The sequence below is a fragment of the Pseudomonas sp. 22072 genome (assembly GCF_052046095.1).
GTDB lineage: Bacteria > Pseudomonadota > Gammaproteobacteria > Pseudomonadales > Pseudomonadaceae > Aquipseudomonas > Aquipseudomonas paracarnis.
Genome location: NZ_JBQEQE010000017.1, coordinates 1 through 23,031, shown reverse-complemented (window position 1 = coordinate 23,031; position 23,031 = coordinate 1). Strand labels below are relative to the sequence as shown.

Here is a 23,031-nt window from a genome sequence, read left to right as displayed (position 1 = left end):
GGCCGCGCGCGGGCATGCCTGTCTTTTTTGTTTCTGCTTGAGGTAACCATGATTAACGCAGTCATCGCCGCGGTCGGCACCATGCTGGTACTCAGCCTGTCCCGCGTGCATGTGGTCATCGCCATTATCGTCGGCGCCCTGGTGGGTGGCTTGACCGGTGGTCTAGGCATCGAGGCCACGCTCAAGGCCTTCAACGGCGGGCTGGGCGGCGGCGCAACCGTGGCCTTGTCCTACGCATTGCTCGGTGCTTTCGCCGTGGCGATTGCCAAGTCCGGCCTGGCCCATGCGCTGGCGGACAAAGCCTTGCTGCTGGTGGACCGCCAGGACGCCAGCGGTGGCAACCACGTCAAATGGCTGCTGATCGGCCTGTTGTGGGTGGTGGCGATTGCCTCGCAGAACATCTTGCCGATCCACATTGCGTTTATTCCGCTGCTGGTACCGCCGCTGCTGTATGTACTGACCAAGCTGCAACTGGACCGTCGCCTGATCGCCTGCGTGATGACCTTCGGCCTGATCACCCCGTACATGTTTCTGCCGGTGGGCTTTGGCAATATCTTCCTCAATCAGATCCTGCTGGCCAACGTCGCCAAGAGCGGGGTGGATATCAGCGGGGTCAACGTCACCCACGCCATGGGCCTGCCGGCGCTGGGCATGGTGGTCGGCCTGCTGGTGGCGGTGCTGATCAGCTACCGCAAAAAGCGTGTGTACGACCTGAAGAAAATCGAGCGTGTCGAGCAAGTGGCGGTGCAGTACAACCCGCTGACCCTGCTGGTGGCCGGCCTGGCAATTGCCTCGGCGTTCATCATCCAGCTGTGGTTGGACTCGATGATCATCGGCGCCCTGGCCGGGTTCCTGATCTTCTCGGTGTCGGGCATCGTGCGCTGGCGCGACACCGATGACCTGTTCACCGAAGGCATGAAAATGATGGCGATGATCGGCTTCATCATGATCGCGTCCTCAGGTTTTGCCGAAGTGCTCAAGGCCACCGGTGACGTGAACTCGCTGGTGCAAACTTCGGCGGCGTTCATCGGCCATAGCCGGGGCGTCGGGGCGTTGTTGATGCTGCTGGTGGGGTTGTTGGTGACCATGGGCATCGGCTCGTCGTTTTCCACGGTGCCGATCCTCGCGGCGATTTTCGTGCCGCTGTGTGTGCAGTTGGGCTTCAGCCCGGTGGCCATCGTGTGCATCGTTGGTACCGCCGGTGCCTTGGGCGACGCCGGTTCGCCTGCCTCGGACTCCACCCTCGGCCCCACCTCCGGCCTGAACATCGACGGCCAGCACCACCATATCTGGGACACCGTGGTGCCGACCTTCCTGCACTACAACCTGCCGCTGCTGGCGTTCGGCTGGCTGGCCGCGATGACGCTCTGATCCAGGCGAGAACCTCTGTGGCGAGGGAGCTTGCTCCCGCTGGGCTGCGAAGCAGCCCCAAAAAAGCGTGCGGGCGCTGCGCACCCCAGCGGCAGCAAGCTGCCTCGCCACACAAGCTCGCTCCTACAGTAATCGCTCACATGGCCGTTAACCTCTCAAGTCGCCACTAACAAGAGAGAAAAGCCATGCGTCTGAGTTTGAAGGCCAAAGTCCTGGCCCTTGCTGTCGTGCCGGTGTTGTTGTTTGCCGTGGTCATCAGCCTGACCACCGTGTGGATTCTGCAGGGCCAGGCCCGCAACGAGGTGGATGAAACCCGTCAGCGCCTGCTCAACGACGCCAAGGCCACCCTGCAAAGTTATGTCGAGGTGGCCATGACCACCATCAAGCCGCTCTACGACGCGGCAGCCCCCGGCGACAGCGCGGCGCGGGCGCAGGTGGTCAAGTTGTTATCCAATACCAGCTACGGCAAAGACGGCTATTTCTTCGGCTACGACTCCGAAACCATCCGCCTGTTCAAGGGCAACAGCCCGGACGGCGTGGGCAAAAGCTTCAAGGACAACCGCGACCCCAACGGCGTCTACGTCAACCGCGACCTGGTCAAGGTCGGCAAGGACGGCACCCACTACCTGCAATACAGCTCGACCCAGCCCGGCCAGACCGAGCTGGTGCCCAAGCTCGGCTATACCGAGTATCTGCCCAAGTGGGACATGGTGATCGGCACCTCGGTGAACCTCGATGGCATCGACGCCCAAGTGGCGGTGGTGCAGGCAAAAGTCGAGAAGCGCATGCAAGGCGTACTGTTGAGCATCCTCGGCGTGGCCGTGGTGGTGTTGCTGGTGATCGCCGCCGTGGGCATGCTGCTGGCCAATACCATCCTGCGCCCGCTGCACCTGATGAAGGCCAACCTCGATGACATCGCCGCGGGTGAAGGCGACCTGACGCGCCGCCTGGCCATTACCAGCCAGGATGAACTCGGCGACCTGGCCGGTGCATTCAACCGCTTTGTCGATAAAATCCACGGCCTGGTGCGCCAGATCACCGACATGACCGCCCAACTCACCGGGCTGGTGACCCAGGTGTCCGACCAGGCCCAGCGCTCTGAACAGGCCATGGAACGCCAGCGCCACGAGACCGACCAGGTGGCCACCGCGATCAACCAGATGTCCTCGGCGGCCCACGAAGTGGCACGCAGTGCCCAAGGCGCGGCCGTCGCTGCGCAGCAGACCGACGCCGAAGGCCAGGCCGCCAAGCGGGTGGTGGACGGCAGCATCGCGCAGATCCATGCGCTGGTGAACGACATCCGCAGCAGCGGCGTGTCCCTGGACAGCCTGCAGCAGGATGTGTCGTCAATCGTCAGTGTGCTCGGCGTGATCCGCTCTATCGCCGAGCAAACCAACCTGCTGGCGCTCAACGCTGCCATCGAGGCCGCACGGGCCGGGGAGGCTGGGCGTGGCTTTGCCGTGGTCGCCGATGAAGTGCGTGCCCTGGCCAGTCGCACCCAAACCAGCACCCAGGAAATCCAGGGCATGATCGATCGCCTGCAAAAAGGCACCGAGGCGGCCGTGGACGCTATGCGCCGCTCCAGCGATGCCGGCGACGGCACCTCGGCCCAGGCCAACCAGGCCGGCGCGTCCCTGGACACCATGGCGCAACTGATTGGCACCATCAACTCAATGAACGCCCAGATTGCCAGCGCCGCGGAAGAGCAGACCGCCGTGGCGGAAGAGATCAACCGCAGCGTGCATCAGATTGCCGTAGCGGTGGACAGCGTGGCGGACGAAACCCAGTTGGGCGCTCAGACGTCTCGCAGCCTGGCAGATCTGGGCCAGCGCCTCGGGCAGTTGGTAGGCCAGTTCAGGATCTGATCCATCCAACCCACGGCAGGGTTTAAACGTCGCGCATCAGCAGGCCAAAACGCAGGTCCATCTGCGCCGGAATCGGCACATACACCGTATGCCCGTCCCCCGGCGCCACCTCAATGCTTTCGCCCTTGGCGTTATGCAGGCTCGGCAAGTCAAAATGAAAATTGCCGGCGGGCGTCATCAACTCCAGGTGGTCGCCCAGCACAAAGCGATTCTTCACCTTCACCTCGGCCAACGCGCCACGGCGCTCGCCGGTCAGCTCCCCGACAAACTGCTGGCGCTCGGAAACCGAGCTGCCGTTCTGGTAGTTCTGGTATTCATCGTGCACGTGGCGGCGCAGGAAACCTTCGGTGTAGCCACGCTGGGCCAGGGACTCGAGGTTGGTCATCAAGCCGCGGTCAAACGCCCGGCCGGCCACTGCGTCATCGATGGCCTGGCGGTACACCTGGGTGGTGCGCGCGCAGTAGAAGTGGGACTTGGTGCGGCCTTCGATCTTCAACGAATGCAAGCCCATCTGTGCCAGGCGCTCCACATGCTGCACGGCGCGCAGGTCCTTGGCGTTCATGATGTAGGTGCCGTGTTCGTCTTCGAAAGCAGGCATGGGGTCATCGGGGCGATTGGCCTCTTGTAGCAGGAACACCTGATCGGTGGGCGTGCCGATGCCCAATGTGGGTTGGTATTCATGGACGATATCGCCAGTGGCATTCTCCACTGCCGGCGTGGCCTGGTATTTCCAGCGGCAGGCATTGGTGCAAGTGCCCTGGTTGGCATCGCGTTTGTTCATATAGCCCGACAGCAGGCACCGCCCGGAATAGGCCATGCACAAGGCGCCATGTACAAACACCTCCAACTCCATCGTCGGCACCTGCTGGCGGATTTCGCCAATCTCTTCCAGAGACAGCTCCCGCGACAGAATCACCCTGCAAATGCCTTGTTGCTGCCAGAACGCCACGCTGGCCCAATTCACCGTATTGGCCTGCACCGACAGGTGGATGGGCATCTGCGGGAAGTGCTGGCGCACCAGCATGATCAGCCCAGGATCGGACATGATCAGCGCATCCGGGCCCATGGCGATCACGGGCGCCAGGTCCTTGAGGAAGGTCTTGAGCTTGGCGTTGTGCGGCGCAATGTTCACCACCACGTAGAAGCGCTTGCCCAGGTCATGGGCTTCCTGGATGCCGAGGGCCAGGTTGGCGTGGTCGAACTCGTTATTGCGCACCCGCAGGCTGTAGCGCGGCTGGCCGGCGTAGACCGCGTCGGCACCGTAGGCGAAGGCGTAGCGCATGTTTTTCAGGGTGCCGGCGGGAGCGAGCAGTTCGGGGGCAGTTATCGGGCGCATGGGTGTGGGTCGCAAAAAGGCGCGAGGGTAGTGCTGGAGCGATAACGGGATATTGACCCAGGTCTAAATAACGCGATCTATGCTTGTTCGATAAACAAGGGCACTCCCACGTTTGGCTGCGGACTAAGCAACAGGGCCGCCATCGGCCCTGTTTTTCTGACATGGACCGGACATGAATCAAACCAACCTGCAATTCAAAACCCTGTTGCTGCTACTGGCCTTGGTCACCGTGGCTTTTATCTGGATATTGCTGCCGTTCTACGGTGCGGTGTTCTGGGCGGTGATCCTGGGCATTATCTTTGCGCCGATGCAGCGCCGCCTGCAGCAACGTTTTAGCTGGAACCGCAACCTGACCTCCCTGACCACCTTGATGGTGTGCCTGGTGATCGCGATTCTGCCGGTGATCATCACCAGTGCTTTGCTGGTGCAAGAGGGGGCCACGCTCTACAAAAACATCGAGAGCGGCAAACTCGACATAGCGGGTTATATCGAGCAATTCAAGAACGTTTTACCGCCGTATTTCCAGCAGTTGCTCGACCGTTTTGGCATGGGCAACCTCGAAGGGCTGCGGGAAAAGGTCGTCAAGGGCGCGATGCAGGGCAGTCAGTTCTTTGCCTCCCAGGCGTTCAGCTTCGGCCAGGGGACGTTTGATTTCCTGGTGAGCTTTTTCATCATGCTGTACCTGCTGTTTTTCCTGCTGCGCGATGGCCCGGAACTGGTACGCAAAGTGCGCACAGCCGTACCGTTGGCCGAGCCGCAAAAGCGTCGCCTGCAGCTCAAGTTCAACCGCGTGGTGCGCGCCACGGTCAAGGGCAACGTGCTGGTGGCTGTGACCCAAGGTGCGCTGGGAGGCTTGATCTTCTGGTTCCTGGACATCCCGAGTGCCTTGCTCTGGGCCGTGCTGATGGCGTTCCTGTCACTACTGCCTGCGGTGGGTGCCGGGCTGGTCTGGGGGCCGGTGGCGGTTTATTTCCTGTTGAGCGGTTCGATCTGGCAGGGCGTGGTGCTGGGGCTGTTCGGGGTGTTCGTGATTGGCCTGGTGGACAACGTGCTGCGCCCGATCCTGGTGGGCAAGGACACCAAGATGCCGGACTACCTGATCCTGATCTCGACCTTGGGCGGCCTGTCGGTGTTCGGCCTTAACGGCTTTGTAATCGGGCCGCTGGTGGCAGCGTTGTTCATGTCGTGCTGGGCGTTGTTCGTCGAAACCAAGCCGCGGGTCAAGTTGCCATTGCCGTAGCTTTCAGGCCTCGAGCCTGAAGTCGGTTGCCATTCGGCGCTGTGTTTCGGCATCGGATAACGAAGTGAGCGGGCCGCTGATCGGCTCGCCATCGCGCACAACGTACCAGCAGGCGAGCAAGCCCAGTTTGCGCAGAGGGGCGGGGACGGCGCTGCCGATGACGGACATGATTTGAATAGTGGGCATAAGTACCTCCAAACGTTATGGAGGTCACCTTACGGTTTGCCGGTGCCTGGGAAAAATCACCTGGCTCGATAGTCGACATCAACGTCAGGCGTTAGTCCACCACCTGGTCGAGCATGTTCACCACTTCGTGCTCACTGAGCAGGCCCTTGCGCACCAGGTTTTCTGCCAGCAATGCCAGGAACTTGGCGCTGCGATGGCCTTCAAGGTGCTTGAGTTCAGTCAAGGCGCTGTAGACCTTGCTGGAGGTGCAAAGGCCGGCGGTGCGGTGCGGGTTTTGTGTGGGCATGGTCAGTCGTCCTTAATTGTTATTGGTTGGACTGGGTCGATAGTGCGACTGTTTTGTGACGCAAACATGACAGCGCAGCCCGTCATCGATCAAGAGGATATTTGACGCTTATCATGTGGGATTGCTGCTCGTACGTTGTTCTCACAGCGACACTGGCAGGATTAATCCGGACTTCCCAGGCAAAAAAAGGCCCCGCGTGTGGGCGAGGCCTGTGGCTGTCAACGGATTAAAACTTACCAACCATGGCGGTAGTAGCCGTGGGGCGGGCCGTAATAACCGCGAGGCGGCCCATAATAACCGCGCGGTGGGCCGTAGTAGACGGGCGCCGGGCGATAGTAAACCTGCTGTTGCACATACACTGGTGGCGGTGGCGCGTAGTAGACCGGCGGCGGCGCGGCATACACCGGCTGCGGCTGCACATACACCGGTTGTTGCACGTACACCTCACGCGGCTGGCTGGCAACCACAGAGCCGACTACCGCTGCGCCGACAAGCGCACCGAACACGGCCGGGCCACCCCAACCACCACCGTGGGCGGAGGCTTGGCCGGCCATCGCGAGTGCGCCGATAAGCAAGGCGATCCTGGGGAGTTTACGCATGATGGTCTTTCCTCGGTTAGCCCCTGCGCTTGTGGTCTGCAATCAATAGACTCAAGGATTGTCGCGGGGATACTTTTAAGACAACGTATTTCGAGAAAACAGCACGGCCAATGGGTAAAGGTTGTGTAAGGTCTGTACCGATTTGCTTACTTCAAGGAGTTATCCATGCAGATGCACCCCAACAAGGACACCCAACTGTGCATGTCGCTGTCGGCGCGCCCTGGGAACTTTGGCCTGCGTTTTCATAACCACCTGTATGAACAGCTGGGTCTGAATTTTTACTATAAAGCCTTCAGCAGCCAGGACTTACCCGGCGCGATCGGCGGTATCCGAGCCCTGGGTGTGCGGGGTTGCGGGGTGTCCATGCCGTTCAAGGAGGCCGCCATTGCCTTGATGGACGAACTCGACGATTCGGTTCAAGCCATCGACTCCCTGAACACCATCGTCAACACCAACGGCCACCTCAAGGCTTACAACACCGACTACATCGCCATCGAGCAATTGCTGAAAAAACACGCGGTGCCCAAGGACTCCAGCTTCGCCCTGCGCGGCAGCGGCGGCATGGCCAAGGCGGTCGCCAGCGCCTTGCGTGACGGAGGGTACGCCAATGGCGTGATCGTGGCGCGTAATGAGGTGGCGGGCCAGGCATTGGCCAGGAACCTGGGGTATCAGTGGCAGGCGGATCTGGGCAGCCTGCGGCCACAGATGCTGATCAACGTGACACCCATCGGCATGACCGGCGGGGTCGAGGCGGATGCGTTGGCGTTTGAGGCCGAGGCAATCGATCAGGCTGAGACGGTCTTCGATGTGGTGGCGATCCCGGCGGAAACGCCGTTGATCGTGCGTGGTCGTGCCCAGGGCAAGCGGGTGATTACCGGGCTGGAGGTGATCGCTATCCAGGCGTTGGAGCAGTTTGTGCTTTATACCGGCGTGCGGCCTACTCAGGAGCAGTTCGAGGCAGCGGTGGCCTTCGCCCGCAGCTGAAGCCTTGCACCAATCCACTGTGGGAGCTGGCTTGCCTGCGATAGCGCCTTGCCAGCCGACGCTTCTCTACCTGACACCCCACGATCCAACTGTGGGAGCTGGCTTGCTCGCGAAGGCCGCAAGCCAGCTCCCACATGTTTATCTGCGTTATGCCTGTTCCAGCTGCGCCAGCCGTTCTTCCAGTGCGGCAATCCGCGCTTCCAGCTCTTCAATCCGCTCCACCGAAACAGCCCCCGCGCTACGCTCTACCGGATTCCCCCGTGCGGTCATAATCGCTTCAATATCTGCCGGGTCCCCTAGTGCATGGGTATACCGGTCTTCCCGCTGCCCCGCCTGACGCGGCACCAGCAGCGCCAGCCCTCGTGCAATCAGGCGTTCGATCTGATGCACAACCTGTTCGGCATCCTCAAAGTCATGCATGCGCCCGCTGCGGGTGAGCAACTCGTTGACGGTCTGCGGCCCCCGCAGGAACAGCAGCCCGGTCAGGATCACCTGGGCCGGCACCAGTTCCAGGGCCTTGTCCACACGGTGCTCCCAGCGGTCGGCGCGGCTGCCCATCACCAGGCGCGTGAAGCCTTGGCCTTCGAGCGCGCGCAGGCTCTGGCCGACCTGGCCTTGGCTGAGGTTCATCACCGGCTCGCGGCTGGTCTTCTGGTTGCAGGCCAGCACCAAGGCGTTGAGGGTGAGGGGGTAGGTTTCCGGGTTGGTCGCCTGTTTTTCGATCAGGCAGCCCAGGATGCGGATTTCCGTGCTGTTCAGGCGCGGCTCAGGGGTGTCGGTGTCGTGCTCGGCGGTCATCGCGCTTTCCCTATGCAGTGAAGCCCCTTAGCCTAAGCTTGAAAAAATAAAAGACAAGCGCCAGGCATGGCTATAATCGCGGCTGGTTCCAACCCCGCCATTACCGTGAGACTGTCATGACTATTTCCCTGTACGCCGCTTCCATCCCGGTCTTCAAGCAAATGCTCAACGCCCTCAGCGATGTGCTGAACAAAGCTGAAGCCCATGCCAGCGCCAAGAACATCGAGCCCAACGCCTTGCTGCAAGCGCGCCTGTTCCCGGACATGTTCCCGTTGGTGCGCCAGGTGCAGATCGCCGTGGACTTCGCCAAAGGTGTGTCGGCACGCCTGGCCGAGATCGAAGTACCGAAGTACGAAGACAGCGAAGTCACCTTTGCCGACCTGCAAGCGTTGATCGCCAAGGTCCTGGCCTTTGTCGACACCATCAAGCCCGAGCAGATCGACGGCAAGGAAGGCATCGAGATCGTCACGCGCCCAGGCACCCCGAAAGAGAAGCGCTTCAGCGGTCAGTCCTACCTGCTGACCTACGGCCTGCCGCAGTTCTTCTTCCACGTCACCACCGCTTATGCGCTGCTGCGTCATAACGGTGTGGAAGTGGGCAAGCGCGATTACATGGGCGCGTTCTAAACCCGCAAGCACAAAAAAGCCCGGTGCCGTTCTCTGCGAACGGCACCGGGCTTTTTTATGGGGCTGTGTTAAGCGGCCTGTTCTTCCTTGCCCAAACACGCCGCCGCGGTAAACAGCACATCGGTAGACGAGTTGAGTGCGGTTTCCGCCGAGTCCTGCAGCACGCCGATGATGAAACCGACGGCCACTACCTGCATGGCGATTTCACTGGGGATGCCAAACAGGCTGCACGCCAGGGGAATCAACAGCAGCGAACCACCCGCCACCCCCGATGCACCGCAGGCACACACCGCAGCGACCACGCTGAGCAGCACGGCGGTTGGCATGTCCACGGCGATGCCCAGGGTGTGCACGGCCGCCAGGGTCAGCACGGTGATAGTGATGGCGGCGCCGGCCATGTTGATGGTGGCACCGAGGGGGATCGACACCGAGTAGGTGTCTTCATGCAGGCCCAGGCGTTTGCTCAGCGCCAGGTTGACCGGAATGTTCGCCGCCGAGCTGCGGGTGAAAAACGCGGTGATGCCGCTTTCGCGCAGGCACATCAGCACCAGCGGGTAAGGGTTGCGACGCAGTTTCCAGAACACGATGGCCGGGTTGATCACCAGTGCCACGAACAACATGCAGCCGATCAGCACGACCAGCAGGTGGGCATAGCCGAGCAGGGCGTCGAAACCAGAGGTGGCGAGGGTGGAGGCCACAAGACCGAAGATACCCAGCGGGGCGAAGCGGATCACCACGCGTACGATCAGGGTGACGCCGTTGGACAAGTCGTCCAATACCGTACGGGTGGTCTCACCGGCATGGCGAATAGCGATGCCCATGCCGATGGCCCAGGCGAGGATGCCGATGAAGTTGGCGTTCATCAGTGCACTGACCGGGTTATCCACCACACTGAGCAGCAGGCTTTGCAACACTTCGCCAATGCCCCCAGGAGCGCTCACCGTGGCGTCATGGGTAGCCAATACCAGGAACGACGGAAACATCATGCTGGCAACCACCGCAACCACGGCGGCGGCAAAGGTGCCGAGCAGATACAGGAACAGGATCGGGCGGATATGGGTTTCCTGGCCATGCTTATGGTTGGCAATCGAGGCCATGACCAGCACAAACACCAGGATTGGCGCGACAGCCTTCAGCGCCGTGACAAACACCTTGCCGATAAAACCGGTGGCGCGCGCGGCCTCGGGGAACAGCAGGGCCAGCACGATCCCGGCAATCAGGCCGATGACAATTTGGGAGACCAGGCTGACGCGCATTAAACGTTGCAACAGGGAAGGGGCAGCAGTCATAAAGAGTTGTCTCTAGTTTTTTTAGTAGGGCACAGCATTGCAGGCAGAAAGTACTGTAGGAAGTAGGCGCGAAGTCTAGCATGCTGTAGGGCACGTCTCGTTTGCTGCGGCATTCCGTCACCCGTTTCAGCCGGGCTTGGTCAAATCCGGACATGTTCTGTTAAGATTCCCCCCTCTCATCTTTCCTCTCCGTCAGCGGGCCCTTCGGGCTGTCGTTGATGTCGCCGTTTCTGGAGTTTTCATGTTGTTTCCTATCCTGCTGCTGTCAGCCGCCGGTTTTACCGTGCTGACCACAGAATTCGTCATCGTCGGCCTGTTGCCGTCGATTGCTCGGGACCTGAACGTCAGCGTGTCCCAGGCGGGGCTGCTGGTGACGCTGTTCGCGTTCACCGTGGCCGCGTTCGGCCCGTTCCTCACGGCCTACTGCGCGCGCTTTTCGCGCAAGCGCCTGTTTATCAGCATCCTGATCATGTTTGCAGCGGCCAACACCGTGGCGGCTTTGGCGCCGAATATCTGGGTGATGGCCGTGGCCCGTTTGATTCCCGCCTTGGGCTTGCCAGTATTCTGGGCCCTCGCCAGCGAAACGGCGGTAGACATTGTCGGCCCTGAGTTCGCCGGGCGTGCGATTGAAAAAATCGGCTTTGGCATTGTTTGCGCCACCGTATTTGGTATTCCGGTGGGCACGCTGATTTCCGATATGTTCGGCTGGCGCACCGCGTTCGCCGTGCTCGCTGTGATTGCCCTGGCCAAGGCATTGCTGCTGTATCTCTATCTGCCGGTCACCCCGGCCAAGCACCAGCAGGGCAGTCTGCGTTCGCAATTCAGGATCCTGCGCAGCCCCGTGATGCAGGGGCATATCCTGCTGTCGGTCCTGGTGTTCAGTGGCATGTTCACCGCCTATACCTACCTGGCAGATATCCTTGAGCGGCTGGCCGGCTTCGACGGTACGTTGGTGGGCTGGTGCCTGATGGGCTTTGGCGCGGTCGGGCTGATTGGCAACTCCCTTGGCGGACGCGCCGTGGATCGTCACCCATTGATCGCGTCCATGGTGTTCTGCGGGTTCATGATCGCGGGCATGGTGGCAGTGGTGCCGGCGATTCACTCGGCCATCGGCCTGGCCGCGGCGATGGCGGTGTGGGGAGTGACCCAGGCGGCGATGTTCCTGGTCAGCCATGTGCGCTTGATGAAGGCCGCGCCCCATGCACCGGCGTTTGCCGCGTCGCTGAATATCGCCGGCGCCAACCTCGGCATTGGCCTGGGCGCGATGGTGGGCGGGCATGTCATCGACACTCTGGGCCTGGGAAGCCTGGGGTTTGCCGCTTCGGGGTTTATCCTGGTGTCGATCCTGCTCGCACTGTGGCTGATGACCGCCAAACCCACGGCGCTCAATGCCTGAGCGATCAGGGCAGGGCGGTAAACAACTCCCGCCGGGCACCCTCGGTAATGGCCACAATGCCGGGGTGCTTGACCTTGCGCTCCACTGAGATCGCATAAAACGACTCGGTCACTGCATCGGTCTGGCCGATCAGCGCCACGCCGTATTGGCGCACCACCTCGTCGGCGATCACGCTGGGCGCGATAAAAATCCCGCTGCCGGATTGCCCGAAGGCCTGCATCAAGGCGCTGTCGTCGAACTCGCCGATGATGCGGGGTTGAATCTGCTGTTCGGCAAACCAGCGCTGCAAACGGCTGCGCACCACGGTCTCAGCGCCCGGAATCAACAGCGGTGCGCCCTGCAAACGCTGTGGGAAATCCCCCCCATGCTGGTCTGCCAACGCCTGGGTGGCGAAAAAACTGATGCCGCATTCTCCCAGCTTCTGGCTGTAGCCCTTGATGTCCAAGTGCGTGGGCATGGGGCTGTCGGAAATCACCAGGTCCAGGCGCTGGATCGCCAGGTCGGCCAGTAAACGTTCGAGTTTGTCTTCACGGCAGGTGATGCGGATCGGTTCGCTCAACTCCATGGTCGGCGCGATCAGCCGGTACACGATGGATTTGGGCACCACATCCGCCACCCCAACGCGGAACGGGATCTGCTGCTCGTCAGGCTGGGCGCGCAGCATCGCCTCCAGTTCATTGCCGGTCTGGAACATCTGCTCGGCGTAGGGCAGCGCCTGGCGCCCGGCTTCGGTCAGTTCAAGCTGGCGCCCGACCCGCTGAAACAGGGCAATACCGAAGGTCTGCTCCAACAGGCTGATCTGCCCGCTGATGGTCTGCGGCGTGAGGTTCAATTGCTCACAGGCGCGCACGATGCTGCCGGTCTTGGCCACCACCCAGAAGTAATGCAGTTGTCGATAATTGAGCATCACGGCCTACACTTCGTAAAAATCGAAGTATACGCGAGAAAAATACGAATTTTCCTGAACTGTTCGCCTGCATAGAATGCCTCGCTATCGAGGGGCCACTACTTGGACCCAAGGGTTCTAACGAGGAATACATCATGAAACTCAATTCCCTGGGCGCGGCGTCGTTGCTTGCGCTTTCATTGATAGTGGTCAGCGGCTGTGATCAAGTCGAGAAAAGCGCGCAACAGGTGCTGGGCAAAGCCACCGAGTCGGCCAAGCAGGCCATCGACGACACCCACAAGGCCGCCGAGCAGGCATTGAGTGAAGCAACCCAGGGCTTGATCAGCCCTGAGAAGCAGGAAAAAGACGCCGAAAACGCTGCTGAATCCGACACCAAAGAAACCTAATTCCCCAGCACTACCACGTCAGGACTGACCTATGGATTACCTTCTACAACTGGCCGCCAGCCCCACCGCCTGGGTCGCACTGGCGACCTTGATCGTCATGGAAATCGTGCTGGGCATCGATAACCTGATCTTTATCTCGATCCTCACCAACAAACTGCCGGAGAAGCACCGGGCCAAGGCGCGGCGCATTGGTATCAGCATGGCGTTGATATTGCGCCTGGGCCTGTTGAGCACCATCGCATTCATCGTGCAATTGACGACACCGGTGTTCGAAGTGTTCGGCCAGGCGTTCTCGTGGAAGGACATGATCCTGATCGCCGGCGGCCTGTTCCTGGTGTGGAAGGCAACCACCGAGATCCATCACAGCATGGACCCGGAGCCTGAAGAGAAGGCAACCGTCAGTAATACCGTGACCATCGGTTTTGCCGCCGCCATCGGCCAGATCCTGATGCTCGACCTGGTGTTCTCCATCGATAGCATCATCACCGCCGTGGGCATGACCGAGCACTTGCCGATCATGATCATTGCCGTGGTGGTCTCGGTGATCGTGATGCTGGTGGCCGCTGAGCCGTTGGCCAAGTTCATCAACGACAACCCGACCGTGGTGATGCTGGCCCTGGGCTTCTTGATCATGATCGGCATGACGCTGATCGCCGAAGGCTTCGGCGCCCACGTACCAAAAGGCTACGTGTATGCGGCCATGGCCTTCTCGGCGGCGATCGAATGCTTGAACATCGCCCGGCGTAACCGGCACGCACGTTTGCTCGCTGCGCGCCAGTAACCGCTGAACAAACAGGCCGGCTGTGCTCACAAGAGCCCAGCCGGCCTTTTGCTGTCTGCTAGAATCGGCCCACTTGATAGCTTGAGGTCCCCCATGAACGAGCCGATTCGCCTTACCCAGTACAGCCACGGTGCGGGTTGCGGTTGCAAGATTTCGCCACAGGTCCTGGAAGTGATCCTTGCGGGCAGCGGTGCACAGAACCTCGACCCCAACCTGTGGGTGGGCAATGCCTCCCGCGACGATGCGGCGGTATACGCCATCGACGACGAGCGCGGCGTGGTGTCCACCACGGACTTTTTCATGCCGATTGTCGACGACCCGTTCGACTTCGGCCGCATCGCCGCCACCAATGCCATCAGCGATATCTACGCCATGGGCGGCGATCCCTTGATGGCCATCGCCATTCTCGGCTGGCCGGTCAATGTGCTCGCGCCGGAGATTGCTCGCGAAGTGATTCGCGGCGGTCGGGCGGTGTGCGACGCAGCTGGCATTCCGCTTGCGGGCGGGCATTCCATCGACGCGCCGGAGCCGATCTTCGGCCTGGCCGTGACCGGCATCGTGCAAAAGCGCCATATGAAGCGTAACGACACGGCCACTGCCGGCTGCCGCCTGTACCTGACCAAGCCCCTGGGCATCGGCATCCTCACCACCGCCGAGAAGAAGGGCAAGCTGCGCGAGGCGGATATCGGCCTGGCGCGTGACTGGATGTGCACCCTCAACAAGCCGGGCAGCCGTTTCGGCAAGTTGGCCGGTGTGACGGCCATGACCGATGTCACCGGTTTCGGCCTGCTCGGCCACCTGGTGGAAATGGCTGATGGCAGTGGCCTGACGGCCCGTATCGACTATGCAAAGGTTCCGCGCCTGCCGGGGGTGGAGTATTACCTGGACCAGGGGTGTGTGCCGGGTGGCACCTTGCGCAACTTTGAAAGCTACGCCAGCAAGCTGGGGCGTGTGCAGGAGCTGCACAAGCGCGTGCTGTGCGACCCCCAGACCAGCGGTGGCCTGCTGATCGCGGTTACCCCAGAAGGTGATGCCGAGTTCCACGCCGTGGCTGCCGAGCTGGGCTTGGCCCTTGAGCCTATCGGTGAACTGCTGGAGCGACAGACCAACGCGGTTGAGGTGATTTGATGGCGACGGACATCACCGATTACCGCGATATCTTCCTCAACGACCGCCCGATGATGGATACTCGCGCGCCGGTCGAATTCACCAAGGGCGCGTTCCCCGGGGTGATCAACCTGCCGCTGATGACCGACGATGAGCGCCAGCGGGTCGGCACCTGTTACAAGCAGCAAGGCCAGCAAGCGGCGATCGTGCTGGGGCATGAACTGGTGTCGGGGGCAATCAAGGCCGAGCGCATAGAACAGTGGGCTCAGTTTGCCCAGGCTAACCCCAATGGCTACCTGTACTGCTTTCGGGGCGGCCTGCGTTCGCAGATCGTGCAGCAATGGTTGAAAACCGAAGCGGGCATCGAATACCCCCGCGTCGGCGGTGGCTACAAGGCCATGCGTACCTTCCTGCTGGAAACCCTGGAGCAGGCGACTGCCCAGTGTGATTTCGTACTGCTGGGCGGCATGACCGGCACCGGCAAGACCGAAGTGCTCGGCCAACTGCGCAATGCCCTGGATTTGGAAGGGCACGCCAACCATCGCGGTTCCAGTTTCGGCAAGCGCGCCACGGCGCAACCCTCCAATATCGACTTCGAAAATCGCCTGGCGGTGGATTTGCTGAAGAAGCGTGCAGGTGGTATCGAGCAGTTTGTGGTGGAGGACGAGAGCCGCATGATCGGCAGCTGTGCGCTGCCGCTGCCATTGCACAAGGGTATGCAGACGTTTCCTATGGTGTGGCTGGAAGACAGCGTCGAGGGCCGTGTCGAGCGCATCCTGAAGGATTACGTGGTGGATCTGTGCGCCGAGTTCATTGAGGTGTTTGGGGAAACCGGCCAGCGATTATTTGCCGAGCGCCTGACCCAGAGCCTGGCCAATATTCACAAGCGCCTGGGCGGTGAGCGTTTCCAACGGCTGCAGGCGGTGTTGCAGGAGGCCCTGGCCGAACAGGCACGCAGCGGCGCAGTGGAGCTGCATCAGGTATGGATTGAAGGCTTGCTGCGTGAGTATTACGACCCGATGTATGCGTTCCAGCGCGAGAGCAAGGGCGCGCGTATCGAGTTTGCCGGGGAGCAGGGTGCGGTGGTGGAGTATTTGCGCGAGCGAGCAGCTCGGGTGGGGTGACCTTTCGGACGCCATCGCAGGCAAGCCAGCTCCCACCTTTTGAAGTGTGAATACATACAAAGGTGGGAGCTGGCTTGCCTGCGATGAGGCCATCAGCCCCACTGAAACTCTAAAGAATCACCGCCCCAATCAACCCACACACCACCCCCACCAGCATGGTCAACCCGGCCACCGTCACCAGCACCCGCGCATCGAAATCCTTGCGCAGCATCAACAGCGACGGCAGGCTCACGCTCGGCAGGGTCATCAGCAAGGCCACGGCCGGGCCGGTGCCCATGCCCAGGGCCATCATGGTTTGTACGATAGGAATCTCTGCCGCTGTCGGAATCACGAACAGCGTGCCCACAATCGCCAGCGGCACCAGCCACACCAGGCTGTCGGCCATCGCCCCGTCTACATGAGGGAACAGCCACACCCGCGCCGCGCCGAGGATCAGCACCGCCAGGATATACACCGGGATAGTGCTCCAGAACAGCTGCCACAGGGTGCGCAACCAGCGGCTCAGGAACGGTTGCGACTCCACTGTGCTGACGTCGGCAACGGCTTCAAGTGCTGCTTCCGGCACCTGGTCCGGGCGCGCAATGCGCTGTGCCACCAGGGACACGCCCACCACCAGCACAATCCCCGCCACCAGCCGCAGCGCGGTGAAACCCCAGCCCAGCACAAAGCCCATGAACACCAATGTCGCCGGGTTCAATACCGGGTTGGCAATCCAGAACGCCAGCGCCGCGCCGACCGACACCTGCTGGCGGCGCATGCCCGCCGCCACCGGGGCCGCGCAGCAACTGCACATCATCCCCGGCAGGGCGAACAGCCCACCGCGCAGGGTCGAGCCCAGCCCGGCGCGGCCAAACAGGCGCAGCAGCCAGTCGCGGGGGATCAATACCTGCAGCAATGAACCGAGGATCACTGCCAGTACGGCGGCTTTCCAGATGGCCAGGAAATACACCTGGGCATAGGCCAGCGCCGCCGCCAGAGGCGAGCTTTGCTGATCATTGAGAATCGAGGCGCCAATGCTGTGGTTGTCGGCCGCTACAAACGCCTTTAGGTAGTAGGGCGACCACTTCACATAGTAGAGGCCGATGCAGGCCACCAGGAGAAACAGCGCAGGTTTGCACCAGAATGCCCAGCCGCGGTTGGGCTGGGTGGAAGCGAGGTTGGACATGGAGATGATCCGCAGGTGAGTCGATAGCCCGGCATCATACGCCCCTGCGGCCCAAGCTTCAGATATCTGCGCTGACCTGGGTCGGGTCCGGGCAGTTTTCCCCGCCGTTATTCAGCCCTTGCTTGTAGTTGCGGCTGAGCAGCGAAGCCTTGCCGTTGTGCCAGGTCAATGTCAGCACGTACAGGGAGTCGTAGTCATTTCCAGACCAATCATCGGTAATGGTGTGTTTTTCGCCGGCGGCTTCGCTGGCGACTTTGTTGATCAGTTCCGGCAAGTAACCATGGGACCAGGCCGTGTAGATGGTCGCGTTGCGGTACTTGTCCTCGACCAGTTCTTCGGCCAGGGCACTGGTGTCATTCGCTGAGAACTCGATGTTCACCGGCAGGCCGAGCTTGATCGCGCTGGGGCTGATGGTGATCAGTGGGCGAATGTAGCTGTAGGAGTTATCCAGTTCGCCTTCCTCGACGTTACGCGTCGGGTTGGCAGCGAACACATAGTTGGCTTTGCCGAACTTTTCCGGCAACAGAGTCGCCAGGTTCATGGCGCGGTTCAGGCCCTGGCAATTGAGTTGGCCCAGGCCTCCGGCCGGTTTTTCGCCGTGGCGCAGGAATACCAGGGTTTGTACGCCATCGACCGGTTGCGCACGGCTTTCACGGGCGTCCAGGGCGGTGACGATGGCAGCGCTGACCAGCAGCAGCGGCAATACCATGTAGGAATAACGTTTGAGTCGTGGCACAAGGCGCAGAGGCTTGATCTTCATGATAGGTTCGAGTCTTCGTGCGTCGGGTTAAGGCGGACAAGCCCGGCCGCAGTGACGCATCAGCGTCCTGCGGTGTTCCCTGTCGATATAGCAAGCAGCCTCCATTCATTGTTCGGGCGCTCTTAAGAGTGCATTCGGGCGCTTTGGTTCGCCCACGCGGGATACTAGCTGGCAAATGTTGCGCAACGATGACCCATGCACGACGGCAGGCAGATGACTATGATGGGGCTTTCCGACCAGGGGGTTCTCGATGAACGCACTCGCCGCTTTCCCGATCAATAGCAAATGGCCCGCCCAGCACCCAGAACGCCTGCAGCTGTATTCGCTACCCACGCCCAACGGCGTCAAGGTGTCGATCATGCTCGAAGAACTGGGCCTGCCTTACGAGGCGCACAAGGTCAGCTTCGACACCCAGGACCAATTGTCTCCCGAGTTCCTGTCCCTGAACCCCAACAACAAGATCCCTGCGATTATCGACCCCAACGGCCCGAGCGGGCAGCCGCTGGCACTGTTCGAATCCGGCGCGATCCTCGTTTACCTGGCGGAAAAGACCAGCCAGTTGCTTTCCGAAGACCCGGCCACCCGCTATGAAACCCTGCAATGGTTGATGTTCCAGATGGGCGGCATTGGCCCGATGTTTGGCCAACTGGGGTTCTTTAACAAATTCGCCGGCAAGGCTTATGAGGACAAGCGCCCGCGTGATCGCTACGCCGCCGAATCGCGGCGCTTGCTGGGCGTGCTGGAAAAGCGCCTGCTGGGCCGCACCTGGATCATGGGCGACGAGTACAGCATCGCCGACATTGCGATCTTTCCGTGGGTTCGCAACCTGATCGGGTTCTACGAGTCCGGTGACCTGGTAGGCATCACCGATTTCCCTAACGTACTGCGCGCGTTGGACGGCTTTGTCGCACGTCCTGCGGTGATCCGTGGCCTGAACATTCCGAGCTGATGCATGCCGACTTTCGATTTTCAACAACTGGACGTATTCAGCAGCGTACCGCTCAAAGGCAACCCCTTGGCCGTGGTGCTGGGGGCCGATAGCTTCACCGACCAGCAGATGGCGGACTTTGCCAATTGGACCAACCTCAGCGAAACCACGTTTTTACTGACGCCGCGCGACCCACGTGCTGACTATCGGGTAAGAATCTTCACCACCCTCAAAGAGCTGCCGTTCGCCGGGCATCCAACCTTGGGCAGTTGCCACGCCTGGTTGCAGGCTGGCGGCGTGCCACGTGGGGAGGAGATTATCCAGGAGTGCGAAATCGGCTTGGTGCGTATTCGTCGCCAGGGTGACCAACTGGCATTTATCGCGCCGCCATTGTTGCGTGCAGGGCCCGTGGAGGCGCCGTTGCTGGAGCGCGTGCGTCTGGCATTGAAGTTGGCGCCCGAGGCGATTGTGCGCAGCCAGTGGGTCGACAATGGTGCGGGTTGGCTGGCGGTGATGCTGGCTGATCGTGACGCAGTGCTTGCGTTGCAACCGGACTATGCGCAACTGCTGGGTCTGGCCGTAGGGGTGATCGCTCCCTGTGATCCGACGCGTGATGCGGTGGACGCGCAATTTGAAGTGCGCGCTTTTGTCGCTGGCGATGGCGCCGCCGAAGACCCGGCCACCGGCAGCTTGAATGCCGGCGTGGCCCAGTGGCTGCTCGCCGAGGGCCTGGCGCCCAGCCGTTACGTGGTCAGCCAAGGCACGGCGATCGGGCGAGCGGGGCGTATTCATATCGAGCGCCAGGGCGATGAAATCTGGGTGGGCGGTGCCGTAGCGTTGTGCATCGAAGGGCGTCTACAGCTGTAAATCAATGAATTGTTACGCACCCGGCAATACACTATTGGCCCCTCGGCATTTGTGTTGCCGGGACTTGGGGGCATAAGCTTTCGCCCCAAAGTGTTCAGCCATTTTTCAGGATTGCCATGACCAGCCAGTTCCCCCAAGCCCGCCCACGTCGCCTGCGCCGCTCCCCGGAGCTGCGTGGCCTGTTCCAGGAAAGTGAGTTCACCCTCAACGACCTGGTACTGCCGATTTTTGTCGAAGAAGAAATCGACGACTTCGTGCCCATCACCAGCATGCCGGGTGTGTTGCGCATTCCTGAGAAAAAACTCGCCGGTGAGATCGAGCGTTACGCCCGCGCCGGCATCAAGTCGGTGATGACCTTCGGCGTCTCCCACCACCTCGACGCCAGCGGCAGCGACACATGGAAAGAACGCGGCCTGGTTTCGCGCATGTCCTCGATCATCAAGGACGCCGTGCCGGAAATGATCGTGATGTCCGACACCTGCTTCTGCGAATACACAGACCACGGCCACTGCGGTGTGATGCACGGTGCCCATGTCGACAACGACGCGACCCTGGTCAACCTCGGCAAACAAGCCGTGGCCGCCGCCCGCGCCGGCGCCGACGTGATCGCTCCTTCAGCCGCGATGGACGGCCAGGTCCAGGCCATCCGCCGTGCCCTGGATGACGCCGGCTTCACCCACATCCCGATCATGGCCTACTCCACCAAATTCGCCTCGGCCCTCTACGGCCCCTTCCGAGAAGCCGGCGGCAGCGCGCTCAAGGGCGACCGCAAAAGCTACCAGATGAACCCGATGAACCGCCGCGAAGCCGTGCGCGAATCGCTGCTGGACGAACAGGAAGGCGCCGATGCGCTGATGGTCAAGCCTGCCGGTGCCTACCTCGACATCATCCGCGACATCCGCGAAGCCTCGCGCCTGCCGGTGGCGGCGTACCAGGTGAGCGGTGAGTACGCGATGATCAAGTTCGGCGCACAGGCCGGGGCGATTGATGAGGATCGAGTGGTGCGCGAGACGTTGGGGTCGATCAAGCGGGCGGGGGCGGATTTGATATTTACGTATTTTGCGATGGATTTGGCGTTGGCGGGGATTTAAAGGCGGCGTTTAGCCCTGTGGCAAAGGAGGTTAGTTGCCACGGGGCATCCGCTAGATCTGCACCGATTCAGCCCATCGCTGGCAGAAATCATGCTGCTGTTGTATATCATTGGTGAGATCGTTTTCCTCGTGAGCGAATATATGTACAACCTCCCCATCTGGCCGCCCCAGTGTTAGCTCGTAAGCAATAAGACCATTTGACATATGTGAGGACATACCTGATGTATGAACGTTAATTTTTCCGCCTTTGCAAAGAAAAACGGTGTCTTTCATATCCGCTCTCAATACACCGAAGCAGTCGTATAAATCCATTGCTGTATAGGTTTTTTTTGTCCCATTGCTTAGCAAAAGATAAAGGGTGGGCTTGCCTCCTTCGTATTCGATCACTGCGCTGTCACGTATACCGTTTTTAATGATGGTGATTTCACGCGATTTCATGGGTATTTCCTATTAGGGTTCAATATTGTGTATCCCTTGAAGGTACCGTCTTCGTTGACTGGCGATGCACCTAAAATATCCTTGGTATCAATTCGTCCAGGAATTGCGATTTCTAACTCGTTTCTATGTTTGGAACGTGCGCCCAACGCTTTATTTACGTCTATTCCAGGGATTTTTTTTAGGGTGTAAAGAAAGCCTTCCTCGAAGCCAAAATTTGAAGCGAATACCAAGGCTTGTTTCCTTGAGGTCGAAGTAGGGACGAAATTGCTGGGAGGGCTGGCATTATTCAACGTGTGCAGGAATAGGTCTGTGCTGGCGCCTCTACTTTCAAAACCTCTTTCAAAAATTTCATCTGGCTCTCTTAAATCCCCGCGAAATAGATATTCTCTTTTTTTATCTGAGCTGGGGAGCGAGGGAGCCCCCTCATCTACCTTTGCCTGGCCGTGGGAGGTTTCAGTACGTTGATGTTGCGTACATCCATCTGCACCTGGACACGTACTTAAGCCTAGCTGATCCACCCACCCCGTAGGATTGGGCACATACCGGTACCCATTGATCCCACCCGCCAACCTCACCGGGTCCGGTGTCAGGTAACGACCAATATCCGGATTGTAGTAGCGATGGCGGTTGTAGTGCAGTCCGCTTTCCGCATCGAAATACTGGCCTTGAAACCGCAGCGGATTGTCGACCTTGCCCACGTCGAGCCGGGCGATCTGGCCGTAGGCGCGGTAGTGGGCGGACCAGACGATTTCGCCTTCAGGGCTGGTCAGTTCCTGCGGGGTGCCGAGGTGGTCGAGTTGGTAGTGGTAGGGCGTGGTTTCTTTTGGGCCGAAACCTTCCAACAGCGCCAATGGGCGGAAGCTGTCGGGTTCGTAGAGGTAGCTGCGATGGCGCTCTGCATGGTGTTCGGCAATCAGCTTGTCGCCTTGCCAGAAAAACCCGGTGGTCTTGCCGTCTACGGTCTTGCTGATGCGCCGCCCAAATGGGTCATAGCGATAACTGGCGGTTTCGCCGTTGGGCTTTGTGATGCTGATTAACCGATGCTGGCAGTCGTAGCGGTATTCAGTGACGAGTTGCTGGCTTTTGCCGCGCCGTTCACGGATGAGGTTGCCGAAGGCGTCGTAGTCATAGTGCCGGTCGCCTTGGATCATCAGGCGGTTGGCCGCGACGATGTCCGGGCCGGGGCGGTCTTGCATCAGCAGGTTGCCGGCCGGGTTGTGGGCGAAGCGTTCCTGCACGTCCTGGGAGTGATCGGCGCGGGTCAGGCGATTAAGCGGGTCGTAGCGGTAAAGGTGTTCGCCTTTGCGAGTGTCGACCAGGCGGGTGAGGTTGCCGCTTTTGTCGTAGTCGTATTGGCGTTGGTAGAGGTAGTTTTGCTGCTGCGTAACGGCGTGGGCGTGCAGACGATTCTGGTCGTCGTAGTGGTAGTGGCTGAGCAGTTGGCCTTGCTGGCGCTGATGCTCGCGGCCGCTCTTGAACAGATGTGAGGTGAGCACTTCAC

24 protein-coding genes and 1 pseudogene are annotated in these 23,031 nt (G+C 60.6%); 14 read left to right on the top strand and 11 right to left on the bottom strand.

What is annotated here, in order from left to right:
- Nucleotides 1-51 precede the first annotated feature (51 nt).
- From ACTJLA_RS17930 to ACTJLA_RS17920, 3 genes and pseudogenes are all read left to right on the top strand, one after another.
- Nucleotides 52-1,371, top strand: a complete 1,320-nt coding sequence (locus ACTJLA_RS17930) for a Na+/H+ antiporter family protein (RefSeq protein WP_164919368.1) — start codon at nt 52-54, stop codon at nt 1,369-1,371.
- Nucleotides 1,372-1,556: 185 nt separating this feature from the next.
- Nucleotides 1,557-2,378 (top strand): annotated as a pseudogene (locus ACTJLA_RS17925) (cache domain-containing protein); the annotation flags it as partial.
- Nucleotides 2,379-2,414: 36 nt separating this feature from the next.
- Entirely contained in the window at nt 2,415-3,236 is an 822-nt protein-coding gene (locus ACTJLA_RS17920; RefSeq protein ID WP_373456482.1) for a methyl-accepting chemotaxis protein, read from the top strand.
- Nucleotides 3,237-3,258: 22 nt separating this feature from the next.
- Here ACTJLA_RS17920 and trhP read toward each other — a convergent pair whose 3' ends face one another.
- Nucleotides 3,259-4,572 (bottom strand): prephenate-dependent tRNA uridine(34) hydroxylase TrhP, encoded by a 1,314-nt coding sequence (gene trhP / locus ACTJLA_RS17915; protein ID WP_072448711.1) that lies wholly within the window; start codon nt 4,570-4,572, stop codon nt 3,259-3,261.
- Between the two features lie 172 nt (nt 4,573-4,744).
- On the opposite strand from trhP, the gene ACTJLA_RS17910 reads away from it, so the two are divergent.
- The gene (locus tag ACTJLA_RS17910; protein WP_200648044.1) at nt 4,745-5,812 is read left to right on the top strand and encodes an AI-2E family transporter; all 1,068 of its coding nucleotides are present in this window, start codon (nt 4,745-4,747) and stop codon (nt 5,810-5,812) included.
- Nucleotides 5,813-5,815: 3 nt separating this feature from the next.
- Here ACTJLA_RS17910 and ACTJLA_RS17905 read toward each other — a convergent pair whose 3' ends face one another.
- From ACTJLA_RS17905 to ACTJLA_RS17895, 3 genes are all read right to left on the bottom strand, one after another.
- Nucleotides 5,816-5,998, bottom strand: a complete 183-nt coding sequence (locus tag ACTJLA_RS17905; protein WP_034125803.1) for a hypothetical protein — start codon at nt 5,996-5,998, stop codon at nt 5,816-5,818.
- A 91-nt stretch (nt 5,999-6,089) separates the two neighbouring features.
- A complete protein-coding gene (locus ACTJLA_RS17900) occupies nt 6,090-6,284 on the bottom strand; it encodes a hypothetical protein (RefSeq protein WP_003190284.1) in 195 nt (64 codons plus the stop codon).
- A gap of 233 nt (nt 6,285-6,517) precedes the next feature.
- Nucleotides 6,518-6,883, bottom strand: a complete 366-nt coding sequence (locus ACTJLA_RS17895) for a hypothetical protein (protein ID WP_003190286.1) — start codon at nt 6,881-6,883, stop codon at nt 6,518-6,520.
- Nucleotides 6,884-7,048: 165 nt separating this feature from the next.
- On the opposite strand from ACTJLA_RS17895, the gene ACTJLA_RS17890 reads away from it, so the two are divergent.
- The gene (locus ACTJLA_RS17890) at nt 7,049-7,867 is read left to right on the top strand and encodes a shikimate 5-dehydrogenase (RefSeq protein WP_034125801.1); all 819 of its coding nucleotides are present in this window, start codon (nt 7,049-7,051) and stop codon (nt 7,865-7,867) included.
- Nucleotides 7,868-8,014: 147 nt separating this feature from the next.
- Here ACTJLA_RS17890 and ACTJLA_RS17885 read toward each other — a convergent pair whose 3' ends face one another.
- Nucleotides 8,015-8,665 (bottom strand): YceH family protein, encoded by a 651-nt coding sequence (locus ACTJLA_RS17885; RefSeq protein ID WP_198791577.1) that lies wholly within the window; start codon nt 8,663-8,665, stop codon nt 8,015-8,017.
- 116 nt (nt 8,666-8,781) lie between these two features.
- Between ACTJLA_RS17885 and ACTJLA_RS17880 the strand changes: the two genes are divergently transcribed.
- Nucleotides 8,782-9,291: a DUF1993 domain-containing protein gene (locus tag ACTJLA_RS17880; RefSeq protein ID WP_003190292.1), complete on the top strand. Its 510-nt coding sequence runs from the start codon at nt 8,782-8,784 to the stop codon at nt 9,289-9,291.
- Between the two features lie 68 nt (nt 9,292-9,359).
- On the opposite strand, the gene sstT is transcribed toward ACTJLA_RS17880, so the two are convergent.
- Nucleotides 9,360-10,580, bottom strand: a complete 1,221-nt coding sequence (gene sstT, locus ACTJLA_RS17875) for a serine/threonine transporter SstT (protein ID WP_034125799.1) — start codon at nt 10,578-10,580, stop codon at nt 9,360-9,362.
- Nucleotides 10,581-10,821: 241 nt separating this feature from the next.
- Between sstT and ACTJLA_RS17870 the strand changes: the two genes are divergently transcribed.
- The gene (locus tag ACTJLA_RS17870; RefSeq protein WP_089042732.1) at nt 10,822-11,976 is read left to right on the top strand and encodes an MFS transporter; all 1,155 of its coding nucleotides are present in this window, start codon (nt 10,822-10,824) and stop codon (nt 11,974-11,976) included.
- 4 nt (nt 11,977-11,980) lie between these two features.
- Here the strand turns inward: ACTJLA_RS17870 and nhaR are convergent, their stop codons facing one another.
- On the bottom strand, nt 11,981-12,883 hold the full coding sequence (gene nhaR / locus ACTJLA_RS17865; RefSeq protein ID WP_089042731.1) for a transcriptional activator NhaR: 903 nt from the start codon (nt 12,881-12,883) through the stop codon (nt 11,981-11,983).
- Between the two features lie 134 nt (nt 12,884-13,017).
- Here nhaR and ACTJLA_RS17860 point away from each other — a divergent pair, with 134 nt between their 5' ends.
- The 4 genes from ACTJLA_RS17860 to mnmH all read left to right on the top strand — a co-directional run bounded on the left by ACTJLA_RS17860 (nt 13,018) and on the right by mnmH (nt 16,281).
- The gene (locus tag ACTJLA_RS17860) at nt 13,018-13,269 is read left to right on the top strand and encodes a hypothetical protein (RefSeq protein ID WP_060764289.1); all 252 of its coding nucleotides are present in this window, start codon (nt 13,018-13,020) and stop codon (nt 13,267-13,269) included.
- 31 nt (nt 13,270-13,300) lie between these two features.
- A complete protein-coding gene (locus tag ACTJLA_RS17855) occupies nt 13,301-14,050 on the top strand; it encodes a TerC family protein (RefSeq protein ID WP_014717958.1) in 750 nt (249 codons plus the stop codon).
- Nucleotides 14,051-14,143: 93 nt separating this feature from the next.
- Nucleotides 14,144-15,178 (top strand): selenide, water dikinase SelD, encoded by a 1,035-nt coding sequence (gene selD / locus ACTJLA_RS17850; protein WP_020302053.1) that lies wholly within the window; start codon nt 14,144-14,146, stop codon nt 15,176-15,178.
- A complete protein-coding gene (gene mnmH / locus ACTJLA_RS17845) occupies nt 15,178-16,281 on the top strand; it encodes a tRNA 2-selenouridine(34) synthase MnmH (protein ID WP_060764290.1) in 1,104 nt (367 codons plus the stop codon). The genes selD and mnmH overlap by 1 nt, the downstream gene beginning before the upstream one ends.
- Before the next feature lie 109 nt (nt 16,282-16,390).
- Here mnmH and ACTJLA_RS17840 read toward each other — a convergent pair whose 3' ends face one another.
- Together ACTJLA_RS17840 and ACTJLA_RS17835 are read right to left on the bottom strand one after the other, a co-directional pair.
- Nucleotides 16,391-17,446, bottom strand: coding sequence for a permease (locus ACTJLA_RS17840; protein WP_032903692.1), 1,056 nt, complete (start codon nt 17,444-17,446; stop codon nt 16,391-16,393).
- Nucleotides 17,447-17,504: 58 nt separating this feature from the next.
- Nucleotides 17,505-18,206, bottom strand: coding sequence for a hypothetical protein (locus tag ACTJLA_RS17835; RefSeq protein WP_019817513.1), 702 nt, complete (start codon nt 18,204-18,206; stop codon nt 17,505-17,507).
- Nucleotides 18,207-18,456: 250 nt separating this feature from the next.
- On the opposite strand from ACTJLA_RS17835, the gene ACTJLA_RS17830 reads away from it, so the two are divergent.
- The 3 genes from ACTJLA_RS17830 to hemB all read left to right on the top strand — a co-directional run bounded on the left by ACTJLA_RS17830 (nt 18,457) and on the right by hemB (nt 21,092).
- Nucleotides 18,457-19,155 (top strand): glutathione S-transferase N-terminal domain-containing protein, encoded by a 699-nt coding sequence (locus ACTJLA_RS17830; protein ID WP_003190312.1) that lies wholly within the window; start codon nt 18,457-18,459, stop codon nt 19,153-19,155.
- 3 nt (nt 19,156-19,158) lie between these two features.
- The gene (locus tag ACTJLA_RS17825; protein WP_054898813.1) at nt 19,159-20,001 is read left to right on the top strand and encodes a PhzF family phenazine biosynthesis protein; all 843 of its coding nucleotides are present in this window, start codon (nt 19,159-19,161) and stop codon (nt 19,999-20,001) included.
- A 116-nt stretch (nt 20,002-20,117) separates the two neighbouring features.
- A complete protein-coding gene (gene hemB / locus ACTJLA_RS17820) occupies nt 20,118-21,092 on the top strand; it encodes a porphobilinogen synthase (RefSeq protein WP_016977356.1) in 975 nt (324 codons plus the stop codon).
- A gap of 51 nt (nt 21,093-21,143) precedes the next feature.
- Here the strand turns inward: hemB and ACTJLA_RS17815 are convergent, their stop codons facing one another.
- Complete coding sequence (locus ACTJLA_RS17815) at nt 21,144-21,530, bottom strand: hypothetical protein (RefSeq protein ID WP_054898814.1); 387 nt, start codon at nt 21,528-21,530, stop codon at nt 21,144-21,146.
- A partial coding sequence (locus ACTJLA_RS17810; protein WP_440841761.1) for an RHS repeat-associated core domain-containing protein occupies nt 21,527-23,031 on the bottom strand: 1,505 nt, incomplete at its 5' end. The genes ACTJLA_RS17810 and ACTJLA_RS17815, both read right to left, overlap by 4 nt.